Here is a 20,920-nt window from a genome sequence, read left to right as displayed (position 1 = left end):
TTATCTAAAGGTTTAAGGAAAAACGGTTATGCCAGCAGAAGAAGCATCGATTATCCTCGTAAAAGATATCAATACCAATGGAATTTCCTCTTACCCGGAAAATCTGACGAATGTCAACGGCACGCTGTATTTCACTGCCTATGACAGCAGTAGGGACAGAGAACTGTGGAAGAGTGATGGCACTGAGGCTGGTACTGTCCGCGTCAAGGATATCTTTTCTGGCACGGGTAGTTCTAACCCGCACTATCTGACGAATGTCAACGGCACACTGTACTTCAGTGCCAACGATAGCACTGGTGGCTCTGAACTGTGGAAAAGTGATGGCACTGAGGCTGGTACCGTCCGCATCAAGGATATCTTCTCTGGCACGGGTAGCTCTAGTCCGCGACATCTGACGAATGTCAACGGCACGCTCTACTTCAGTGCCAACGACAGCACTGGTGGCTATGAACTGTGGAAGAGTGATGGCACTGAGGGTGGTACTGTCCGCATTAAGGATATCTTTTCTGGCACGGGCAGCTCTTTTCCGCAAAATCTGACAAATGTCAACGGCACGCTGTACTTTAGTGCCTCCGACAACACTGGTGGCTATGAACTGTGGAAGAGTGATGGCACTGAGGTTGGTACTGTCCGCGTCAAGGATATCGTTTCTGGCACGGGTAGCTCTAGCCCGCAAAATCTGACGAATGTCAACGGCACACTGTACTTTAATGCCACCGACAGCAGTGGGGGATCTGAACTTTGGAAGAGTGATGGCACTGAGGCTGGTACTGTCCGCGTCAAGGATATCGTTTCTGGCACGGGTAGCTCTAACCCAGACAATCTGACGAATGTCAACGGCACGCTATACTTCACAGCCTACGACAGCAGTGGTGGCTCTGAACTTTGGAAGAGTGATGGCACTGAGGTTGGTACTGTCCGCGTCAAGGATATCTCCCCTGGCACGGGTAGCTCTGATCCGCAAAATCTGACGAATGTCAACGGCACAGTGTACTTCCGTGCCTCCAACAGCAGTGGGGACTCTGAACTGTGGAAGAGTGATGGCACCGAGGTTGGTACTGTCCGCGTCAAGGATATCTTCTCTGGCACGGGTAGCTCTGATCCGCACTCTCTGACGAATGTCAACGGCACGCTGTACTTCAGTGCCACCGACAGCAGTGGGGGCTATGAACTGTGGAAGAGTGATGGCACTGAGGCTGGTACTGTCCGCGTCAAGGATATCTCCCCTGGCATGGGTAACTCTAATCCCAACAACCTAACTTACGTTAATAACAAACTCTACTTTTTTGCTGATAACGGTAACACTGGGCAAGAACTTTTTCAGCTTGATCTAAACACTACACCCACTGACCTAAGCCTGAGTGCCACTACTGTTAACGAGAATCTTCCTGCCAACACAGTAATTGGCAACTTTAACACCACTGACACTGATACAGGCAACACCCACACCTACACCCTAGTTTCGGGTACTAGCAGCAACGATAACAGCGCCTTCACGATTGTTGGTAACGAGTTATTGATTAATAGTTCGCCGGACTACGAAACCAAGGATAGCTACAACATCCGTTTACGCACCACAGATCAGGGTGGCTTATTCTACGAAAAAGCGATCGCGATCGGAGTCAACAATATTAACGATGCCCCGACAGTGGCGAATAACATTGCTGACCAAACAGCGACAGAAGACACCGCCTTCAACTTCGCTCTACCAACAAACACCTTCGCTGATGTGGATGCAAGAGATAGCCTTACCTACAGTGCCACATTAGAAAATGGTGACCCACTTCCGAGTTGGTTGAGTTTCAACGGCACTACCTTCAGTGGTATTCCCACAAATGACAACGTTGGTAGCCTCAATATTAAAGCGATCGCTAGTGATGGAACGGCAACTGTCAGCGATGTTTTTACACTGACAGTGGCTAATACCAATGATCCCCCAGTCGTTACCAACCCCATTGCAGACCAAACAGCGACAGAAGATACAGTATTTAGCTTCACCCTACCAGCAAACACTTTTGCTGATGTGGATGCAGGAGATAACCTTACCTACAGCGCCACATTAGAAAATGGTGACCCACTTCCGAGTTGGTTGAGCTTCAACGGCACTACCTTCAGTGGTACTCCCACAAATGATCACGTTGGCAGCCTCAGCATTAAAGCGATCGCTAGTGATGGAACGGCAACTGTCAGCGATGTTTTTGTACTGACAGTGGCTAATACCAATGATCCCCCGACAGTGGCGAATAACATTGCTGACCAAACAGCGACAGAAGACACCGCTTTCAACTTCACCCTACCAGCAAACACTTTCGCTGATGTGGATGCGGGAGATAGCCTTACCTACAGTGCCACATTAGAAAATGGTGACCCACTTCCAAGTTGGTTGACTTTCAATGGCACTACCTTCAGTGGTACTCCCACAAATGATCACGTTGGCAGCCTCAGCATTAAAGCGATCGCCAGTGATGGAACGGCAACTGTCAGCGATGTTTTTGTACTGACAGTCGTTAATACCAATGATGCCCCAGTCGTTACCAACCCCATTGCTGACCAAACAGCAACAGAAGACACCACCTTCAACTTCACCCTACCAGCAAATACCTTTGTTGATGTGGATGCAGGAGATAACCTTACCTACAGCGCCACATTAGAAAATGGTGACCCACTTCCGAGTTGGTTGAGCTTCAACGGCACTACCTTCAGTGGTACTCCCACAAATGATCACGTTGGCAGCCTCAGCATTAAAGCGATCGCCAGTGATGGAACGGCAACTGTCAGCGATGTTTTTGTACTGACAGTCGTTAATACCAATGATCCCCCGACAGTGGCGAATATCATTGCTAACCAAACAGCGACAGAAGACACAATATTTAGCTTTGCTTTACCAGCAAACACCTTTGCTGATGTGGATGCGGGAGATAACCTTACCTACAGCGCCACATTAGAAAATGGTGACCCACTTCCAAGTTGGTTAACCTTCAACGGCACTACCTTCAGTGGTATTCCCAGAAATAACAACGTTGGCAGCCTCAGCATTAAAGCGATCGCTAGCGATGGAACGGCAACTGTCAGCGATGTTTTTGTACTGACAGTAGTTAATACCAATGATGCCCCAACAGTGGCGAATAACATTGCTGACCAAACAGCGACAGAAGACACCACCTTCAACTTCACCCTACCAGCAAACACCTTCGCTGATATGGATGCAGGAGATAACCTTACCTACACCGCCACATTAGAAAATGGTGACCCACTTCCAAGTTGGTTGAGTTTCAACGGCACTACCTTCAGTGGTATTCCCAGAAATAACAACGTTGGCAGCCTCAGCATTAAAGCGATCGCTAGCGATGGAACGGCAACTGTCAGCGATGTTTTTGTACTGACAGTAGTTAATACCAATGATGCCCCAACAGTGGCGAATAACATTGCTGACCAAACAGCGACAGAAGACACCACCTTCAACTTCACCCTACCAGCAAACACCTTCGCTGATATGGATGCAGGAGATAACCTTACCTACACCGCCACATTAGAAAATGGTGACCCACTTCCAAGTTGGTTGAGTTTCAACGGCACTACCTTCAGTGGTATTCCCAGAAATAACAACGTTGGCAGCCTCAGCATTAAAGCGATCGCTAGCGATGGAACGGCAACTGTCAGCGATGTTTTTGCACTGACAGTCGTTAATACCAATGATGCCCCGACAGTGGCGAATACCATTGCTGACCAAGCAGCTACAGAAGACACCGTATTTAGCTTCGCTTTACCAACAAATACCTTCGCTGATGTGGATGCAGGAGATAACCTTACCTACAGCGCCACATTAGAAAATGGTGATCCACTTCCAAGTTGGTTGAGCTTCAATGGCACTACTTTCAGTGGTATTCCTACTAATGACAACGTTGGCAGCCTCAGCATTAAAGCGATCGCTAGTGATGGAACGGCAACTGTCAGCGATGTTTTTGTACTGGCAGTGGCGAATAACATTAATCAAACTCCTAATGTGATTAATGGCACTTTAGTTGCAGACAACCTGACTGGGACGGTGAACATGGATATCATCTCAGGATTGCAAGGCAATGACACGCTTAACGGACTAGGTGATAACGACACTCTCAATAGCAGCGATGGAAATGATTTCTTAGATGGTGGTGCAGGAGATGACAGTCTTGTCGGTGGTAAAGGCAATGACACTTATACTGTGGACAGCATCGGCGACACCATTACTGAAGGCTTAAATGCAGGCACAGATTTAGTCAAGTCTTCGGCGAGTTGGGTGTTGGCAAATAACCTGGAGAACTTGACCCTGACAGGAACCGGGGCAATCAATGGTACTGGTAACAGCCTTAATAACATCTTGACTGGAAATACTGCCGCCAACATTTTGAACGGAGAAAATGGCAACGATAAGCTCTTTGGTAATTCCGGCAATGACACCTTATTGGGTGGTGCAGGTAATGACACCTTAGATGGAGGTTTGGGAGCTGATAGTCTCAATGGTGGAGTCGGCAATGATATCTACACTGTAGACAACCTGAACGATAGTATTACTGAATCCGCCAATGCAGGCACAGATTTAGTCAACTCTTCGGTGAATTGGGTATTGGGAAATAACTTGGAGAAGTTGACTCTGACTGGAAGCGCAGCAATCAATGGTACTGGTAACAGCCTGAATAACATTCTCACAGGAAACACTGGTGCTAACATTTTGAGCGGAGAAGATGGCAATGATAGCTTAATTGGTGGTTCCGGCAATGACACCTTGTTCGGCGGTGCAGGTAATGATACCTTAGATGGAGGTTTGGGAATTGACAGTCTTGATGGTGGAATCGGTAATGACATTTATACTGTAGACAACCTCAGTGATACTGTTACTGAAGGCTTAGATGCAGGCACAGATTTAGTCAAGTCTTCGGTGAGTTTTGTGTTGGCAGATAATCTGGAGAACTTGACCCTGACTGGAAGCAGCGCAATCAATGGTACTGGTAACAGCCTTAATAACATCCTTACGGGAAATACTGGTGCTAACACTTTGAGCGGAGAAGATGGCAATGATAGCCTGATTGGTGGTTCCGGCAATGATACCTTGTTCGGTGGTGCAGGTGATGATCTACTCGCTGGTGGAATTGGTCTAGATGTGCTGACTGGTGGAACTGGGCAGGATACCTTCAATCTAGCTAATACCCGTACTGGAGGTTATGATCTCATCGCTGATTTTACTCTTGGAGATGATACTGTCTTCGTTTCTAAGGCAGAATTCGCACTCAGCCAATCTCAGAATACTACACTCGATTCCAATTTGTTCCGACTTGGTACTAATGCTACAACCGCAGGCGATCGCTTTATCTATGATCAAACTACGGGGAACCTATTCTTTGATAAAGATGGCATTGGTAGCACTGCACAAGTTCAAATAGCCCAGTTCTCGAATCAGGTATCGCTTACTAATGCAAATATTACTGTGATTGCCTAACAGAACCTAACTATACCCAGCACAGACAGATAAACTGTTGCTGGGTTACGTGCAATAAATACACACTATGGGGGGCTGTGACTTTATGGGCAATACAATTGCCAACTTTTAACTTTCCTCTCGGTGATAACCGTTTTTTTCACGTTTGAGGCTTTCTTCTAAAGCTTGAATTTGTTCACGACGAGCTTCCAGTTCCAAGGAACGCCGAGCTAAGTCTTGGTTTTGCAACGTCAGAGATTGTCGCCAATTTTCTGCTCGCTCGGCTTCCTGCTGTAAAAATTCCGGGGTAATACCGATGGTGAGGTAGCTTTGTACCAGATGGAGTACCCAGTTGGTGGCTTCTTCTAGGCTTTCAATATCGCCTGTAGGAGAAAGTTCTACTAAAACAAGCAATTTTTCGCTCATGGGATTTCCCTTTCCCAGCAGAATCACAGCTTCTTCGGGAATCATCGCCCACAAGTTATCATCTTCCTGACGTGCCAACAAGCGTAACTGGTGCTGGTCTAAAAAATCGTTTTTACGCACCTGGGCTAGATATAGCATGAGGATCGATCGCTCCAATTCAGAATCACCGAAGTTAAGATAGCCGGAAGCCGATATTTGGATTTTGTTAATTGGTAATTGGGAATTATTGACACTCCCATTACCCATTACAGTTATCCTAAGCTACGCAGACGATGTCTACGACAACGCCTGAAGGCGAACGCGCAAAATTTCTGCTTGCTTTTGTGCTTCCGCTAAAGCGTCCCGCACTCCTTGCACCACGTCGGCTCTAGCTCTATCCACAAAACTAGGATTGTTTAATCTGGCGCTTAGGGACTGAACTTCTGTTTCAACTTTGCTCAGGCTTTTCTCTAGTTTGGCACGTACAGCTTCAATATCCACTACGCCACTCAGAGGAATTAGCACTTGTATTGTACCAATCACACCAGCGATCGCATTTTCTGCTTCTTGTGGTTGTTCTAATTCTCTCTGGAGAAAAAAGCGTCTCCATAACTTTTGTCTAGCTTGAGCAGTCAGTAAATTTTGGGTGACAAACCAAACTGTGTAACCAAAACCAACCATTTCAAAGAAATTACCGATGATGGGAGTCTTATCAATCGTATACCCCACAGCTAAACCCAACCTAATCAAGACAATTGCCAGAATAATCAAGCCAATTGTTTTCAAACCCCTCTGAGGTTTTTTAGCAACAACAGTTTGGCTTTTTTGCTTGTCAGTAATGCTTAAAGTCTCAACCTTAGCCAAATCTTTAATGTAAGCCTGTCCAGCAGTGAGAATTTGCCGCTCCTTTTCACTTTCAGTTTGCAAATTAGCTGTCACTTTTACCCCTGGCTTAATATCAGCTTCAGCACGCAAATTCCGAATTGTGCGGATAGTACCAATCAGCAATTCAAACTGTTCTTCCAAAGCTGAATCAATTAAGTTTGCATCTACCTGGGGATAGAGTTGTAAAGGTAAAGTTTGCGGAGAATCTGCTGGTTGTTGGGTGAGAGTCTGCCAAATTTCCTCAGTAATGTGTGGCATAAAAGGATGAAGTAGTTTCAAAATCCCTTCCAGCACGTAGGCGAGGGTTTGCTCTGCTACCTGCCGAGATGCGGGATCTCCATCTTGCTGAAGGCGAGATTTAACCAGTTCAATATACTGATCGCAGAAATCACCCCAAATGAATTCGTAGAGTCCCTTCGCTGCTTCCCCTAAACCGTAATTATCGATGTAATTGGTGGTTTGTTTGACAACTTGATGATACCGCGAGAGAATCCAGCGATCGCTCAATTCTATAGCTACTGGGTTCGCTAATTGTTGCGGTGTTTGTCCATCTAAATTCATCATCACAAACCGGGCTGCATTCCACAACTTGTTTGCAAAGTTCCGGGCTGCCTCCACAGAAGCCGATTCATCCTTTTTGCGATCGTACTCCAGTCGGATATCTTGACCTGCCCCCGCCACTTCCCTAATTAGGGTATACCGTAGAGCATCAGTACCATATTTGTCAATTAATAACAATGGGTCAATGCCATTACCTTTAGTCTTAGACATCTTCTGACCTTTTTCATCCAGCACCAAGCCGTGGATGTAAACCGTTTGAAAAGGCATTTGTCCCGTCAAATGCCCAGCCATCATTGTCATTCGGGCAACCCAGAAAAAGATGATGTCAAAGCCTGTTACCAAAGTGGTATTGGGGTAGTAAGTTGCTAAATCTTGAGTTTGTTCTGGCCAGCCCAAAGTCGAAAATGGCCAGAGTCCAGAAGAAAACCAAGTATCTAGCACATCTGGGTCTTGTTCTAAGTTGACATTTTCGCCAAATTGTGCCTTAGCTTTTTCCCAAGCTTCAGTTTCCGATTTTGCCACCACAAAGGGCGTGTTATCAGTAATTTGCCCATCTGTTTCACTGACAGCGTACCAAGCCGGAATTTGGTGTCCCCACCATAATTGGCGAGAGATACACCAATCTTTGAGTTTTACTAGCCAATCACGATAGACCTTAGTCCAGCGTTGGGGAACAAACTCTGGGGAAGTTTGCTGGTCAAGGAATTCGAGACTTTTGTCAGCTAAAGGGCGAATTTTGACAAACCACTGAGTAGAGAGGAGGGGTTCAATGGGTACTTTACCGCGATCGCTATAGGGAACGGTATGCTTATAATCTTCTATCTTCACCAAAAAGCCATCTGTTTCTAGGCGAGAAACGACATTTTTTCTGGCAACAAAGCGGTCTTGTCCTTGAAATTCCCCGGCATTGGCGTTGAGAGTGCCGTCTTTATTCATAATGTTGATCAACGGCAGATTATGACGCTTACCCATGTCAAAATCGTTCGGGTCATGGGCGGGAGTTACTTTCACGCAACCCGTCCCAAAGGTAGGATCAACAAATTCATCGCCAATGATCGGAATTTCTCGGTGTAAAATTGGGAGAGTTACAGTTTTGCCGATAAGATGTTTGTAGCGATCGTCATTGGGATTAACTGCTACTGCCGTATCGCCCAGCATGGTTTCTGGTCTAGTTGTCGCCACCTCCACATAACCGGAACCATCTGTGAGAGGATACCGGAAGTGCCAGAGATTTCCATTAACCTCTTGATTTTCCACCTCCACGTCAGACACAGCCGACTGAGAAGCCGGACACCAGTTAACTAAATATTCACCACGATAAATTAAGCCTTCTTCGTAAAGACGAGTAAACGCCTCGACAACAGCTTTCGATAAACCCTCATCCAGGGTAAACCTTTCCCGTGACCAGTCCACCGAGACACCCAAGCGTCGTAGCTGATTAAGAATCGTTCCCTCAGACTCCGCCTTCCATTGCCAAGCGCGTTCTAAGAACTTCTCACGCCCCAACTCGTAGCGAGTCTTACCCTCTGTCTTGAGTTGCCTTTCCAGCATAGTATGCACAGCAATGCTGGCGTGGTCAGTTCCCGGTAACCACAGGGTATTGCGCCCCCGCATCCGGTGGTAGCGCACGAGGGTATCAATCAACGCACTTTCAAAAGCGTGACCCATGTGCAAACTGCCGGTGACATTCGGCGGCGGAATCACGATGCAGTAAGGTTCGCCGCCTTTGTTGGAGTCAGCTTTGTAAACTTGATTGTCTTCCCAGAATTTTTGCCACTTGGCTTCAGTGGAAAAGGGGTCGTAGAGACTGGGGAGATTGGGAATGGTTGCGGTCATGCAGGGCAAACTAACTATGGAAGGACTCTAATAAATTTTGCCACAGGGTTGGAGAGTGTTTAGCAGATGTGCGTCGGCAATCTGATAAGTAGCTGTATAAAAACATTTACAGTTTCAGTCGGATCATGCCCCAAAATGATTTTATTGACATGATGCGGCTGCCTTGCTCTTACTCAGGAACTTGCACAAGATCGACGATCGCATTTCCTAAACGATTGAAGTGATTCGGATTCAGCGTCAGGAGAACAGCTACCTCTGCCTTCAAAGCAGCTTGAGCAATCAGAGCATCGAAAATACCACCACCAGGAAAGTTTAAGGCTGCCATTTGCACAATTGTCATTCACAAGCAGTGGAATCGCCTCTAAATACTGCAAAATATCTACAATAATGCTCTGAGCCTGTTGAGGAGTAATACGCGGCTGAATAGGTAAGCGCGTGATTACAGAATAGGTTTCTGCTAAACTGTGAGTTGAGATAAATCCTTGAACTTCTATAAATTTTGCTGCCTTTAACTGTGAGAAGCAAACAGAATGCTTCGGGTGATTGACAGTTAATGCAGCCACCAACACAGAGGTATCAAACAAGACTTTCATAAAGCCATTTGATCCCGAATGCGTTCTTCTCTCAATTCATCTATAAAGATATTCAAATCAAAGTTTTCTGGTAATTGGGCATCTACAACCAAAATCCCTTCTTTTCGATATACTTTTGGTTGGTTAGAAGACACTACATTGCTTGCTTCTGCCGTTTGCTGAGTGAGTGTATCAATTTTTTCAACAACTGCTTGCAAAATAAATTGCTCAGTTGAGATTCCCTGATTGCTTGCCCATTTTTCGATCTTTTGTTGGAGTTGGGGAGGAAAGTTCATAGCAGTAAACATAAAAGTGATTCACATATTGATTTTAGAGTGCGATCGCATAGGAGACACGCTCAAAATTGTACTTATTTGTAAAAAACTGGTGTGACATAGAGTGCTGCGATCGCCGCCAAGGAATGTGACGATCAGGAAAGAATCAATGAGTGTTAAATTTTGCGATCGCTCAAAATTGCGATATACTAGGCATTTATGCATTGCCTAGCTTTGCAGTAGGTTGCACTCCTATGTCAACAGATAATTAAGTGGGCTATGCCACTAAATAAACAAGCCATTCTTCAAGATATATTCCGAAACGCACCACCTTTAAACTCGGAAGATGATTGTGCTGAAAACGTCGTTATTCCTTTCCTGCAAAGACTTGGTTATACCAGACACCAAATAGGGCGAAAAGTATCTATTACAGGAACTTCAGGTCATCGGTTTAGAAAGCAAGCTGATATTGTTGTTTACATTAATCAAAGGCCTGCTCTCGTTATTGAAACAAAACGAATTCAACACCGACTTAAAGAAGAGGATGTTAATCAGGCGCTTTCATATGCTCAACTTCTAGAACCACCTACCCCAATTGCAGTTCTGACTAATGGGCGTGATTGGGAGGTGTATTACCTTGAGAAAGATGATATTGGTGGTTTGGAAGCTGTACCAGAACCACAAGAATTAGAAAGTATAATCCTTACAATTTCTGGTACTCCAATCCAAACAGAAAAGCGTCAAGCTGCTGAACGACTGCTAGTAACTATTGAAAATAAAGCTGATTTAGAGGTTGCTTTTAGGGAATGCAGGAAGGAGCTTGCTAAGGAAGGACTTATTGCTGAGTCTGCTTTTGATGAATTAACTAAAATTCTTACATGCAAGTTCAATGAGGAAAAAAGAGCCTCTGAAGGTCTTGCGACAAATCGCTTTACTTCTCAATGGCTGTTAGGCAGCAGTCCGCTTATCGCTTTGCAGCAGATGTTCTCTGATGCAAAGGAAACATTTAATGTTTTTCCTACTGGTACTCAAATCCAAATTAGAAACAATGAAACAGTTGATAAAATTGTTCGTGAGTTAGAGCCTTTTGGACTTTATGGATTTAAAACTCCTCTGGGATTGGCTGGCGCTGGTGGTGATGTAGTTGGTTCTGTTTATGAGGCTTTTCTTACAGGAACACTTCGTGGCGACTTAGGGCAGTATTTAACCCCAAGACAATTAGTTGAATTCATGGTTGAAATTGCTGATATACAGATTGGCGAAAAAGTTCTTGACTTATCGTGTGGTAGTGGTGGGTTTCTGATCAGAGCTTTTGTTGATGTCCGCAAAAAAATTCGCTCCCTTGATATTAGCAAAGATGAGAAAGATCGGCTTGTTAGCAATCTTGTAATAAATGATTTGTGGGGAATTGAAATAAATCCACGTTTAGCTACGCTATGCAGGATCAATATGATTTTGCATGGAGATGGATACGAACACATTTATACAGGTGATTCAATTCGGGATGACTTCTTTGAAAATACGGATGGTAGGAGAACTGACTTAGCAGCGATTGAGAAGAATAATGCTACAAAGTTTGATGTGATTCTTATTAACCCACCATTTAATATACCTTATGAAGATTTTACTTCTCTCAACAGGTATGTCTTAGGTCGAGGTAAAGCTGCTCAAGGCTCTGATTATTTAATTCTAGAGCGAGCTATTAGCCTGTTGAAACCAGAAACTGGTCGATTACTTGTAATTCTGCCTCATGGTGTTGCAAGTGGCGTTTCGGAAACAGAAGTCCGAAATTTTATGAAGGCTAATACTTATATTCATGCTTGTATAAGCTTGCCCGTTGGATCATTCAAACCATTTGGAGGTTCTAATGCTAGAACTTGTGTTTTGTACTTAATGAAAACACCTAAATATAATAAGAAACGTTTTCTAGCTCAAGCGGAGCGTGTTGGATATGATATCACCTCAAAGTACTACAGGGAGATTGATTTGAATGATTTGCCTGTAATAGCTGAAGCCTATTATAACGTGAAGCAAAATTTGCAATGAGCATAGAATTAATCAAAACAGAACCTCTAATTTTAACAATCACTGAAGAAGCCGCAAATGATATTGATACTATTGATGCTGGTGCTGCGTATACACAATATCTGCATGAGCAAATAGGCGAATTTGAGCAATATCCGTTGGGTAATTTTGTACAAATAGTGTCAATAAGTGTTAAAACTCAATCTGATAGATACATTGACCAAGTATTTGAATATATAGACTTAAGAGAAGTCGATGATATTTATGGACACATCTTAACCTTTAGAGCTAGCAAAGGTAGAGATATAAAAAGTACGAAACATCGCTTCCAAAAACACGACATTTTGTTTGCAAAGATTATGCCTAGCTTGGTAAACAAAAAGATAGCATTGGTAACACAAGATTTGACAAACGCAGTTGCATCAACTGAGTTTATCGTTTTAAGGAAGAAACCGCAAGCTGAAATAAATCTCTATTACTTATTTCGAGCCTTACGTTCTGACCATTTTACCCGTCAAGCCACAGCAAATGTTACCGGAGCAACAGGGCGACAGCGAATCAGTCCATCAAAGCTATTAGAATTAAAAATTATTGTCCCGCCAGAGGAACTTCAAAATACAATTGGGGACGCTGTTGAGCAAGAGTTCACGCTACGAACTTTGGCAGCAGAACAGTCCAAAAAAGCTGACGATTTAGCTTATCTCGTGCTTGGTTCTCTTACCCTGAGAACTGATGGTTGAGGAAGGGCATAACAAATCATAAATTTGCGGGTACAAACTACCAATACAACCAGCGATTTTTAATTTGTCACATTTGATTTAACGCTTAACTAAAGATAAATCCGGTGTCAGCCTCTGCAAAACTTGCTTCAATACCATCACTGTCCAATCTATATCAGCTTCAGTCGGATCACGCCCCAAAATGATTACAACCGGGAAAACGTTCGCAACGCAATGTCATCACACCTCGCCTATTCACAACTACTCAACCCAGTTTTCTAATGGGAGCGTAGGAATACGAGAAAACTCTCGCACATTATTGGTGACGAGGGTAACTCCTAAACTCAGCGCATGAGCAGCAATGAGTATATCCATTGCACCAATAATCAGTCCTCTGGTTTCTAAATCACTTCTGATACTGCCGTAAATTGTTGCAGGTGCTTGATTGAATTCGACAATTTCTAGAGGTAGCAGAAATTGCAGCAGGGCGTTGCGGTTTTTCCCTTGCTGTTGGCTTTTGGCAACTCCATATTCTAGTTCGGCAATGGTGATAGAGGAGATACCAACATCAGAAATGCTAAGGGTTTGAAATTTATCCAGTACTTTTTGGGGTTTTTGCTTTATCAGGTAAATGCAGATGTTCGTATCAAGTAGGTATCGCATTTAAAAACTTTCTCTAGTGTCAATAACTGGCTGATCTCTAGAATTCATGAAGTCATCGGAGAAATTGTCTAGACTGTCGATTAGGGATTGCCAGGGGTTATCTTTGGCAATGAGGACAATGGCATTACCAATTTTTTTGATATAAACTTCAGTCCCAGTGAGTTGGAAATCTTCGGGCAAAATAACGATTTGGTGAGTACCATCAGTGGTGAGTTTAGCAGTGTTCATGGTGGTGTTTAAGGATTATTAATACAGAAACTAAAACATGGGTTATGTTGCTGATATTGAATATCTACAGGAATGAGAACGGCACAAGCGAACTTGCTTATTCTTTTGATTAACTGTTAGCATCATCCCTTGTGTTCGACATTGAGGACATTTGGAACCAGTTATCTTTCCCTCTTCAGGTAGTTTGATTGAGTGTTTACAAGAATGACATTTACGGTAACGGTTATTATTGGGACTAACTTCCATTCCTATCGTCCCGCATTTTGGGCAAATATCGCCTTGAGTATAAGTATTGCTGTGTTGTGTTCCACTTCCACAGTGAATACAGATGTAATAGTTATTTTTTGGTGACTGGTATCTGCTCTCTCTACTATCAATTATTTCACTGCATCCCCAGCATTCGTTCAAATAAATATTATGGTCATGACGGTCATGACCTTCTCCATGTTTGCAAGAAAAAACTGTAACCCTGAATCTAGTACTAAATTGAGAATATTCTATATTGTGCGGCATTATATCTTCACATACAGAACACTTGAGTCTTGAGCGAATTTCGTTAATGCGATTAATCCACCCTGATAGTTTTGGTAAGTAATCCTCCGGTTTTCTCAAATCAGGCATAGATGGCACAATATCTACTGCTTTAAAAAGTTCTAGTAAAGACCAGTTTTTCCAATCTTGTGAACATTCAGCAGATAAACGCGCTCCATACAAACCAAAATTTGAATTTGAGCTTCTGTTTGGTTCAAATAAGTTACAGTTATTTCTTGCACGCGGGCAATAAGCACTAGTTACTATTTTAGCCTCACCTGTTGTTTGAATTTCTTCTCTCTCCCATAGTTTTCCTTCACAGTATTTAACTTTCACGTCTGTAGGTTTGCAGTAAGGCAATAACGGATCAAGATTTATAGGCTCAGTAGAATTTTTAGCATATTCAATTACATAATTTGTTAATAATTTATGTACTTTCTGGAAAACTTCATTACTTCGATTTGGATGTTCCTTAGCCCATAGTATTTTCAGGACACATCTTATCAAATCATCGTTCTCTGGGTGAGTGTTATGAATACGTTGAAACTCAGTAATAAATAGAGAAATATTTGTATTTTCTTTTGCTAGGCGATAAATACATAGTATTTTTGCTTCTCTTGACAAATAATGCCAAATAAATAAGGAGCCATCTGCTATAAAATTCCACACTAATCGTATTTGATCTTCTGGAAGCAAAAAATGGAATGATTGAAGGATTGGTTCTTTGTATTTTACCCCATCTGGAAGTCGGTCAATTAATATTATGCGTTCTTCATTGGAAACTGCATTAATCACATTTCCAATTTTTTGGATGATATCTTGATTTTCTAATTGACATTCTGCTTTCAGCTTTGATAACAGAATTAATATTTTTTCTTCTGGCGGCAAAAACTCTAATATTTCATCCCATCTTTTAACATTATCTGGTAGTTCAGATAGCAAAAATTGAAGTTCCTTACTTGAACTATTAGCAAGAATTTTTGCAATACGGGATATAGCTTGAGTATTTTCACTAACAATATTGTTTAGCCTTGTGCTAAGAATAATAATTTGTTCAACAGCAGGTAAAAATTTTAAAATCGCGTCGTGAGATTTAACCAAATCGTTGTATCGAAATATAGAAATTAGTTTTGTGATATCTTCTGGTGAATCTTCAAGTATCTCTGCAATTATCAAAATATTATCTTGATAATTTAAATCTTGTTGATTACTTATTTGACTTACAAGAATACCAATACGTCTATCTGCTGACGCTATAGACCAAATCTGTTGTTCCAGAATAATATAATCAGGTATAATTTTCCAAAAAATGCCTAATTTTGAATTTACTAAAATCTCTCGCAATTCCGATAAAAATATGTTTTTGATAGAAACATATTCTATATTGCTAATTAGTTCAACCAAGCATTTTATGTGTAATTTTATATTAAGTAGTTTACGCTCTTCTGGATAATTGACATATAATTTATATACTTTGCTGATAATTTGATCACATATTTTCAGATTTTCCTTTTGAAGATTTAAGATAATATTAAATATCTCCTGTCGCAAAGCAGTATCTATTTCTATACTTAAATCATCAGGTAAAAGCCATAAGCATAATTCTAGTTGCTTATTATATGGCAACAATTGTCGAATATTTCGAGCTTTAAGGTGTATTAGAATAGTTTCGGGAAAGTAATCTAAAAAACGTTTCATTTGCCACGGAAGAAAACTATTTAACTTTTGATTTGCTAAAGATATTGCCTCCTCAATTGAGTTATTATTCCGATATCCCCAAAATCCCAAAGCACAAAATCTAGGATCATTGTGATTTAAGCAGCGATGAATAATATCTGAGTCAGTTTCCTTTTTTAAATCTAGTAAATGTACATTTTTTGCTTTATACCCGTCACCATATTTTCGCAGTTAAAATTTTACAAGTGTGCCTTCTTTTAAATCAGCTTCTAAAAAATTGATTTCGTTTTTATGCAGGATGGTATTCTCATGATATTGGCATTCAATCGACCAATAATTGTTTTTACCTGTTTTACCTATATTTTTACCAGAGTTTTTTATCCTCCCAACCTCTTTAAATAAATTCAAGTTTGTAGCAAAAGGTTTATTAGTCTGCAAATTTATAACTAATTCAAAAGTGACTAATATTCCTTCAATCAAACTACTTTCTGAACAATGCACTTCTTCTCGATAGACTTTTATATCGTCTGTTCTTCCTTCGCGTCCAATATATCCAAAATCATTTTCCCGACTTCTTTGACGATCATAGCCACCAAACCACTTTATAAAACCAATTTCTCTCATTGCGCACCCGTGTTGAGCTAGTTTATACGGCTAGTATTCCCACAGGTATGCGATTTGTCACAGTTGTTTTAACGCTTAATTAAAGATAAATCTGGTGTCAGCCTTTGCAAAACTTGCTTCAACACCATCACTGTCCAATCTATATCAGCTTCGGTAGTATCACGCCCCAATGTGATGCGAATTCCCCCCAAGGCGGCTTTTTCGGAATAACCCATTGCTAACAATATCGGGCTAGGGTTCAGTTTACCACTGTGACAAGCAGCACCAGCACTGATACCAATACCAGCAAGGTTTAACTGTCGTACCAAGGTTTTACCGCTAAGTTTTTTGCCATCGGCGTTTTCTAGGCACATACTTACATGGTGAGGTAAACGATCGCAGCCATCCCCTGTAGCAATTAAACCAGGAATCTCAGTTAATTGGGCAAAGGCGCGATCGCGTAACTCAATCAATCGTGGTGTTTCTGTAGCCAATTCTTGCGCTGCTAATTCTGCTGCTACACCAAACCCGGCAATTATAGGTACTGCTTGCGTACCAGAACGCAGTCCCATTTCTTGTCCACCACCACTTAGTAAGGGCATCAAATCCACACCAGGACGCACATACAACGCCCCTGCACCTTGTGGCCCATATATTTTATGACTAGAAAGGCTAAGTAAGTCTACTGGGAGTTGTTGCACATCTATAGGTAAGCGTCCCGCAGCTTGCACCGCATCTGTGTGGAACAAAGCCCCATGCGCTCGCACAATCTTACCTAGTTCTGCGATCGGTTGCACTGTCCCTACTTCACTTTGTCCGTAAATTATGGAAACCAAAACTGTATTATGTCGCAATGCTGCCTTTAAATCTAGGGGATTGACTCTGCCTTTAATATCTACAGACAAGCGTGTAACTTCCCAACCCCATATTTCTAGTAATCTTACTGTCTCAGAAATTGCCGAATGCTCAACACTTGAAATAATAATATGTTGAGGAACAGTGTAAAGTTGAGCAACACCCATAATTGCCAGATTATCTGACTCAGTGCCACCGGAAGTAAAGATAATAGATTCTGGTGTCGCAGTATTAATTAATCCAGCAACTTGAAGTCTGGCTTGTTCTACAACCGTTGCAGCCCGTTGTCCCCACTCGTGTAAGCTGGAAGGATTGCCCCACTGTTGAGTGAGGACTTTTTGCATAACTGCGATCGCTTCTTTTCGAGTGGGAGTAGTGGCGCTGTAATCTAGATAAATTTGCATATAACCGATAATTGTGAGAACACACGCTGGTAATAGATTGCTGATCTTGCCAGTATATACAGTTTGAGTGGATAAATACTGAAAAAAATCTCTGTAATTCTGCCTTTAGCAGTAGATTTTTCCCTTTACTTAGAAAGCTATTTCTCTACTTAATTCAAAACACAAGATTTTGGGAATGATAAATATGTCCACTCCCAATCCACTTTTAACAGATTACAGTGCAATTTATCTCTAGACAAAGATATTTTATATATATCTTTTTACTGATCTTTTCGCTCACTGGTTGTCAACGAGTCCAATCTTACAATCAGCGTCCAGCACCCTTACCACAAGACCCGTTAGTTCAAGTTTACTTTAACCATTCTGAGTCTTCAGAATACAAAGAAGCATATCGTCAAAAAACCCGCCTTGGGGATGATTTAGAAAAGCAGATTGTCGATACTATTACGCACGCTAAATCTACAGTAGATGTGGCGGTGCAAGAATTACGTTTACCCAAAGTTGCCCAAGCATTGGTTAATAGACAAAAAGCTGGGGTAAAAGTCAGGATAATTTTAGAAAATACCTATAGCCGACCTTGGAGTAGCTTAACATCTACTGAAGTAGGTAAGTTAGATAAAAGAGAACAGGAACGCCATCACGAATTTCGCCAATTTATCGATATTAACCAAGATAATCAACTCAGTCCAGCAGAAATTAATCAAAGAGATGCTTTGATGATTTTGCAAAATGCCAAAATTCTTTGGATAGATGATCAAGCTGATGGTTCAGCCGGTAGCAGTTTGATGCATCACAAATTTGTGATTGTAGACGATCGCATTGTAATTATCACTTCGGCAAACTTTACTTTAAGTGATACTTATGGTGATTTTACAAATTCTAGCAGTTTAGGTAATGCCAATAATTTATTGCAAATTGACAGCCCGGAATTAGCATCTTTATTTACAGAAGAGTTTAACATCTTATGGGGAGATGGGCCAGGAGGTCAGCCAGATAGTCAATTTGGTTTAAAAAAACCGATGCGTTTACCCAAACAAATAACTTTAGGAACAAGCCAAATTACTGTGCAATTTTCGCCGACTTCTCCCACTCAACCTTGGAGTAACAGTACTAATGGTTTAATAGGTAAAACTTTAGATTCAGCCACCAAATCTACTGATTTAGCATTATTTGTCTTTTCAGAACAGCGTCTTGCTGATATTTTAGAAAAACGCCATCAACAAAGTGTGGAAATTCGCGCTTTAATTGAACCACAATTTGCCTATCGTCCTTATAGCGAAGCATTGGATATGATGGGGATTGCTCTTAGTAATAAATGTAAATATGAACTTGATAACCATCCTTGGCAAAATCCAATTACCACCGTAGGGATACCTGTGTTACCCAAAGGTGATTTATTACATCACAAATTTGGCGTTATTGATAGCCAAACAGTAATTACAGGTTCTCATAATTGGTCAGATGCTGCCAATAATGGTAACGATGAGACGCTTGTAGTGATTGAAAGTCCCATAGTTGCTGCCCATTATGCACGAGAATTTGCTCGCCTTTATACCAAAGTTAAACCCGGCTTACCACCAGCAATTCAAGAAAAAATCAAATTAGAACAAACACAGTGTCCCCAAATAAAAACTTCTTCATCAACTGAGTTACAAGCAATTAAAAAAGTAAATATTAATACCGCAAGTCTAGAAGAATTAGCAACTCTCCCTGGCGTAGGTAAGAAGTTAGCACAGAGGATAATTATTAGCCGTCAACAGCAAAAGTTTATATCTTTACAAGACTTAGAACGAGTTCCAGGCGTGAGTGCTAGGACGTTAGAAAAATGGAGCGATCGCGTAACATGGTAGGGACGCACAGCTAGCTATGCGTCCCTACGATGGTCTGTATTCTACTTAGTTAAAAACATGTAATAGATTACACAAATACGATATTTAAATGCGATCGCTAGCTAAATCAACCAAACTGCGGAAATGCCCATTCCGAGAAAATCGTTCTGCTATTATTTGTTGATAAACCGCTTCATAGCCATCAGTCATGTGCTCAACACTGAAAAGGTTTTCGACATACTGGCGACAGCTATAGCGATCTAACTCTATTACCCGGTCAATCGACCTGATGCACTCTTGAATATTATTGCACAGGAAGCCCGTCTTGCCGTGGGCAATTACCTCCTCAGTAGACCCCAATTTCATCGCAATTACTGGCGTACCCGAAGCCATTGACTCAATCATCACCAATCCAAACGGTTCTCGCCAAGTTATCGGGAACAGAGTTGCTACTGCACCTCCCATCAGAGCATTTTTTTGAACGTGGTTCGCTTCACCCAGATACTCAATTTGCTTCCCATCAATGTGCGGTTTGATTTCCTTCTCAAAGTATTCGACATCAACGGCATCTATCTTACCTGCCATTTTCAAATGCCAACCAGCAACTTTTGCAATTTCTATGGCTAAGTGCGCTCCCTTCTCTGGAGACATCCGACCCAAAAACGCCAGGTAGGGCGGATCTTGTGGTTGAGCGTGAAACTCATAACTGCTAACATCAATCCCGTTGTAGACCGTTGCTATACAGTTCAACCCTAACCTTGGTTCTCGTTGTGAATCGGAAATATTGACGTAGGGTTGTTTTTTAGCAAAACTAAACATCTTTTCGTTGTCAGGGGTAAAAATACCGTGCAACGTATGAACTGTAGGGGTTGTAACAAGATTCGCGTAAGCCAGTGCCCCATGCCCCACATGGGAGTGAATAATATCAAACTCTTCTGCGCGTTCATACACCGAAGCTAGATTTAGCAATTCGTAAATGCCGAAATCTTTGATAGTAGAATCGAGCCTGAGGGCACGGGGATGAACTGACGTTAGTGTTGCCAGACTAATAGAATCTCCCGATGCAAATAAAGTTACTTCGTGTCCACGTCGAACTAATTCATCGGTCAGTAACCCAACTACTAACTCTATCCCACCATAAGCTGGAGGTGGAACTCTCTCCCACAATGGAGCTATTTGAGCAATTTTCATCACAAACCTCCTAAAAAATAAAACTCGAAATTAGAAGTTATTTCTTTCTGTTGTTGTAGTCCTTGTCATTTATTCACTCTGCATTAGAAAGTAACTTCAGATACTAAGCTTATTAACAATTTCCCTTAAATCTTATGCTGTTAATTCTATATTTTTTGTCTATCTTAGTACGGAAATTACCCACTCCTAAAGAGGTAAATACATCCTAA

The 20,920-nt window shown here is 41.9% G+C and carries 15 protein-coding genes and 1 pseudogene; 4 read left to right on the top strand and 12 right to left on the bottom strand.

Features of this window, described 5'->3' with window-relative positions; translation table 11 throughout:
* Positions 1-28 precede the first annotated feature (28 nt).
* On the top strand, positions 29-5,473 hold the full coding sequence (locus F8S12_RS40920; RefSeq protein WP_230968245.1) for an ELWxxDGT repeat protein: 5,445 nt from the start codon (positions 29-31) through the stop codon (positions 5,471-5,473).
* Positions 5,474-5,581: 108 nt separating this feature from the next.
* Here the strand turns inward: F8S12_RS40920 and F8S12_RS24555 are convergent, their stop codons facing one another.
* The 6 genes and pseudogenes from F8S12_RS24555 to F8S12_RS24535 form a co-directional block, all read right to left on the bottom strand.
* Positions 5,582-6,016, bottom strand: a complete 435-nt coding sequence (locus tag F8S12_RS24555; protein WP_196518952.1) for a hypothetical protein — start codon at positions 6,014-6,016, stop codon at positions 5,582-5,584.
* 138 nt (positions 6,017-6,154) lie between these two features.
* Entirely contained in the window at positions 6,155-9,139 is a 2,985-nt protein-coding gene (locus tag F8S12_RS24550) for a valine--tRNA ligase (RefSeq protein WP_196518921.1), read from the bottom strand.
* Between the two features lie 169 nt (positions 9,140-9,308).
* Entirely contained in the window at positions 9,309-9,479 is a 171-nt protein-coding gene (locus F8S12_RS40915; protein ID WP_230968244.1) for a hypothetical protein, read from the bottom strand.
* Positions 9,480-9,570: 91 nt separating this feature from the next.
* Positions 9,571-9,732, bottom strand: a pseudogene (locus F8S12_RS42065) (type II toxin-antitoxin system VapC family toxin); the annotation flags it as partial.
* Entirely contained in the window at positions 9,729-10,019 is a 291-nt protein-coding gene (locus F8S12_RS24540; protein ID WP_230968243.1) for a hypothetical protein, read from the bottom strand. The pseudogene F8S12_RS42065 and the gene F8S12_RS24540, both read right to left, overlap by 4 nt.
* Positions 10,020-10,028: 9 nt before the next feature.
* Positions 10,029-10,211 carry a hypothetical protein gene (locus F8S12_RS24535; RefSeq protein ID WP_196518920.1) on the bottom strand — a complete coding sequence of 61 codons (183 nt, stop codon included), beginning with the start codon at positions 10,209-10,211 and terminating at the stop codon, positions 10,029-10,031.
* 54 nt (positions 10,212-10,265) lie between these two features.
* Between F8S12_RS24535 and F8S12_RS24530 the strand changes: the two genes are divergently transcribed.
* Together F8S12_RS24530 and F8S12_RS24525 are read left to right on the top strand one after the other, a co-directional pair.
* Positions 10,266-12,032, top strand: coding sequence for an N-6 DNA methylase (locus F8S12_RS24530; RefSeq protein ID WP_196518919.1), 1,767 nt, complete (start codon positions 10,266-10,268; stop codon positions 12,030-12,032).
* Positions 12,029-12,751 (top strand): restriction endonuclease subunit S, encoded by a 723-nt coding sequence (locus F8S12_RS24525; protein ID WP_196518918.1) that lies wholly within the window; start codon positions 12,029-12,031, stop codon positions 12,749-12,751. Before F8S12_RS24530 ends, F8S12_RS24525 begins: the two co-directional genes overlap by 4 nt.
* 240 nt (positions 12,752-12,991) lie before the next feature.
* On the opposite strand, the gene vapC is transcribed toward F8S12_RS24525, so the two are convergent.
* The 5 genes from vapC to F8S12_RS24500 all read right to left on the bottom strand — a co-directional run bounded on the left by vapC (position 12,992) and on the right by F8S12_RS24500 (position 17,691).
* Complete coding sequence (gene vapC / locus F8S12_RS24520; RefSeq protein WP_196518917.1) at positions 12,992-13,393, bottom strand: type II toxin-antitoxin system tRNA(fMet)-specific endonuclease VapC; 402 nt, start codon at positions 13,391-13,393, stop codon at positions 12,992-12,994.
* Positions 13,394-13,621, bottom strand: coding sequence for an antitoxin (locus tag F8S12_RS24515; protein ID WP_196518916.1), 228 nt, complete (start codon positions 13,619-13,621; stop codon positions 13,394-13,396).
* Positions 13,622-13,663: 42 nt separating this feature from the next.
* Positions 13,664-15,940, bottom strand: coding sequence for a hypothetical protein (locus F8S12_RS24510; protein WP_196518915.1), 2,277 nt, complete (start codon positions 15,938-15,940; stop codon positions 13,664-13,666).
* Between the two features lie 120 nt (positions 15,941-16,060).
* Entirely contained in the window at positions 16,061-16,453 is a 393-nt protein-coding gene (locus tag F8S12_RS24505; protein WP_196518914.1) for a cold shock domain-containing protein, read from the bottom strand.
* Positions 16,454-16,521: 68 nt separating this feature from the next.
* Positions 16,522-17,691, bottom strand: coding sequence for a cysteine desulfurase family protein (locus F8S12_RS24500; RefSeq protein ID WP_196518913.1), 1,170 nt, complete (start codon positions 17,689-17,691; stop codon positions 16,522-16,524).
* 218 nt (positions 17,692-17,909) lie between these two features.
* Between F8S12_RS24500 and F8S12_RS24495 the strand changes: the two genes are divergently transcribed.
* Positions 17,910-19,541 carry a phospholipase D-like domain-containing protein gene (locus F8S12_RS24495; protein ID WP_196518912.1) on the top strand — a complete coding sequence of 544 codons (1,632 nt, stop codon included), beginning with the start codon at positions 17,910-17,912 and terminating at the stop codon, positions 19,539-19,541.
* An 84-nt stretch (positions 19,542-19,625) separates the two neighbouring features.
* Here the strand turns inward: F8S12_RS24495 and F8S12_RS24490 are convergent, their stop codons facing one another.
* Positions 19,626-20,711 carry a glycosyltransferase family 4 protein gene (locus F8S12_RS24490; protein ID WP_196518911.1) on the bottom strand — a complete coding sequence of 362 codons (1,086 nt, stop codon included), beginning with the start codon at positions 20,709-20,711 and terminating at the stop codon, positions 19,626-19,628.
* Positions 20,712-20,920: the final 209 nt, after the last annotated feature.

The sequence above is a fragment of the Nostoc sp. WHI genome (assembly GCF_015714725.1).
In the GTDB taxonomy this organism is placed as follows: Bacteria; Cyanobacteriota; Cyanobacteriia; order Cyanobacteriales; family Nostocaceae; genus Nostoc.
Note: the sequence above shows the minus strand (reverse complement) of the source record. Positions and strands in the feature narration are given on the sequence as shown.

Bases quoted from the DNA above. Each gene is read 5' to 3' on its own strand.
- F8S12_RS40920 (WP_230968245.1), top strand. From the start codon at position 29: ATGCCAGCAGAAGAAGCATCGATTATCCTCGTAAAAGATATCAATACC.
- F8S12_RS40915 (WP_230968244.1), bottom strand. From the start codon at position 9,479: ATGACAATTGTGCAAATGGCAGCCTTAAACTTTCCTGGTGGTGGTATT.
- F8S12_RS24500 (WP_196518913.1), bottom strand. From the start codon at position 17,691: ATGCAAATTTATCTAGATTACAGCGCCACTACTCCCACTCGAAAAGAA.
- vapC (WP_196518917.1), bottom strand. From the start codon at position 13,393: ATGCGATACCTACTTGATACGAACATCTGCATTTACCTGATAAAGCAA.
- F8S12_RS24550 (WP_196518921.1), bottom strand. From the start codon at position 9,139: ATGACCGCAACCATTCCCAATCTCCCCAGTCTCTACGACCCCTTTTCC.
- F8S12_RS24540 (WP_230968243.1), bottom strand. From the start codon at position 10,019: ATGTTTACTGCTATGAACTTTCCTCCCCAACTCCAACAAAAGATCGAA.
- F8S12_RS24515 (WP_196518916.1), bottom strand. From the start codon at position 13,621: ATGAACACTGCTAAACTCACCACTGATGGTACTCACCAAATCGTTATT.
- F8S12_RS24530 (WP_196518919.1), top strand. From the start codon at position 10,266: ATGCCACTAAATAAACAAGCCATTCTTCAAGATATATTCCGAAACGCA.
- F8S12_RS24525 (WP_196518918.1), top strand. From the start codon at position 12,029: ATGAGCATAGAATTAATCAAAACAGAACCTCTAATTTTAACAATCACT.
- F8S12_RS24505 (WP_196518914.1), bottom strand. From the start codon at position 16,453: ATGAGAGAAATTGGTTTTATAAAGTGGTTTGGTGGCTATGATCGTCAA.
- F8S12_RS24490 (WP_196518911.1), bottom strand. From the start codon at position 20,711: ATGAAAATTGCTCAAATAGCTCCATTGTGGGAGAGAGTTCCACCTCCA.
- F8S12_RS24535 (WP_196518920.1), bottom strand. From the start codon at position 10,211: ATGCATAAATGCCTAGTATATCGCAATTTTGAGCGATCGCAAAATTTA.
- F8S12_RS24555 (WP_196518952.1), bottom strand. From the start codon at position 6,016: ATGCTATATCTAGCCCAGGTGCGTAAAAACGATTTTTTAGACCAGCAC.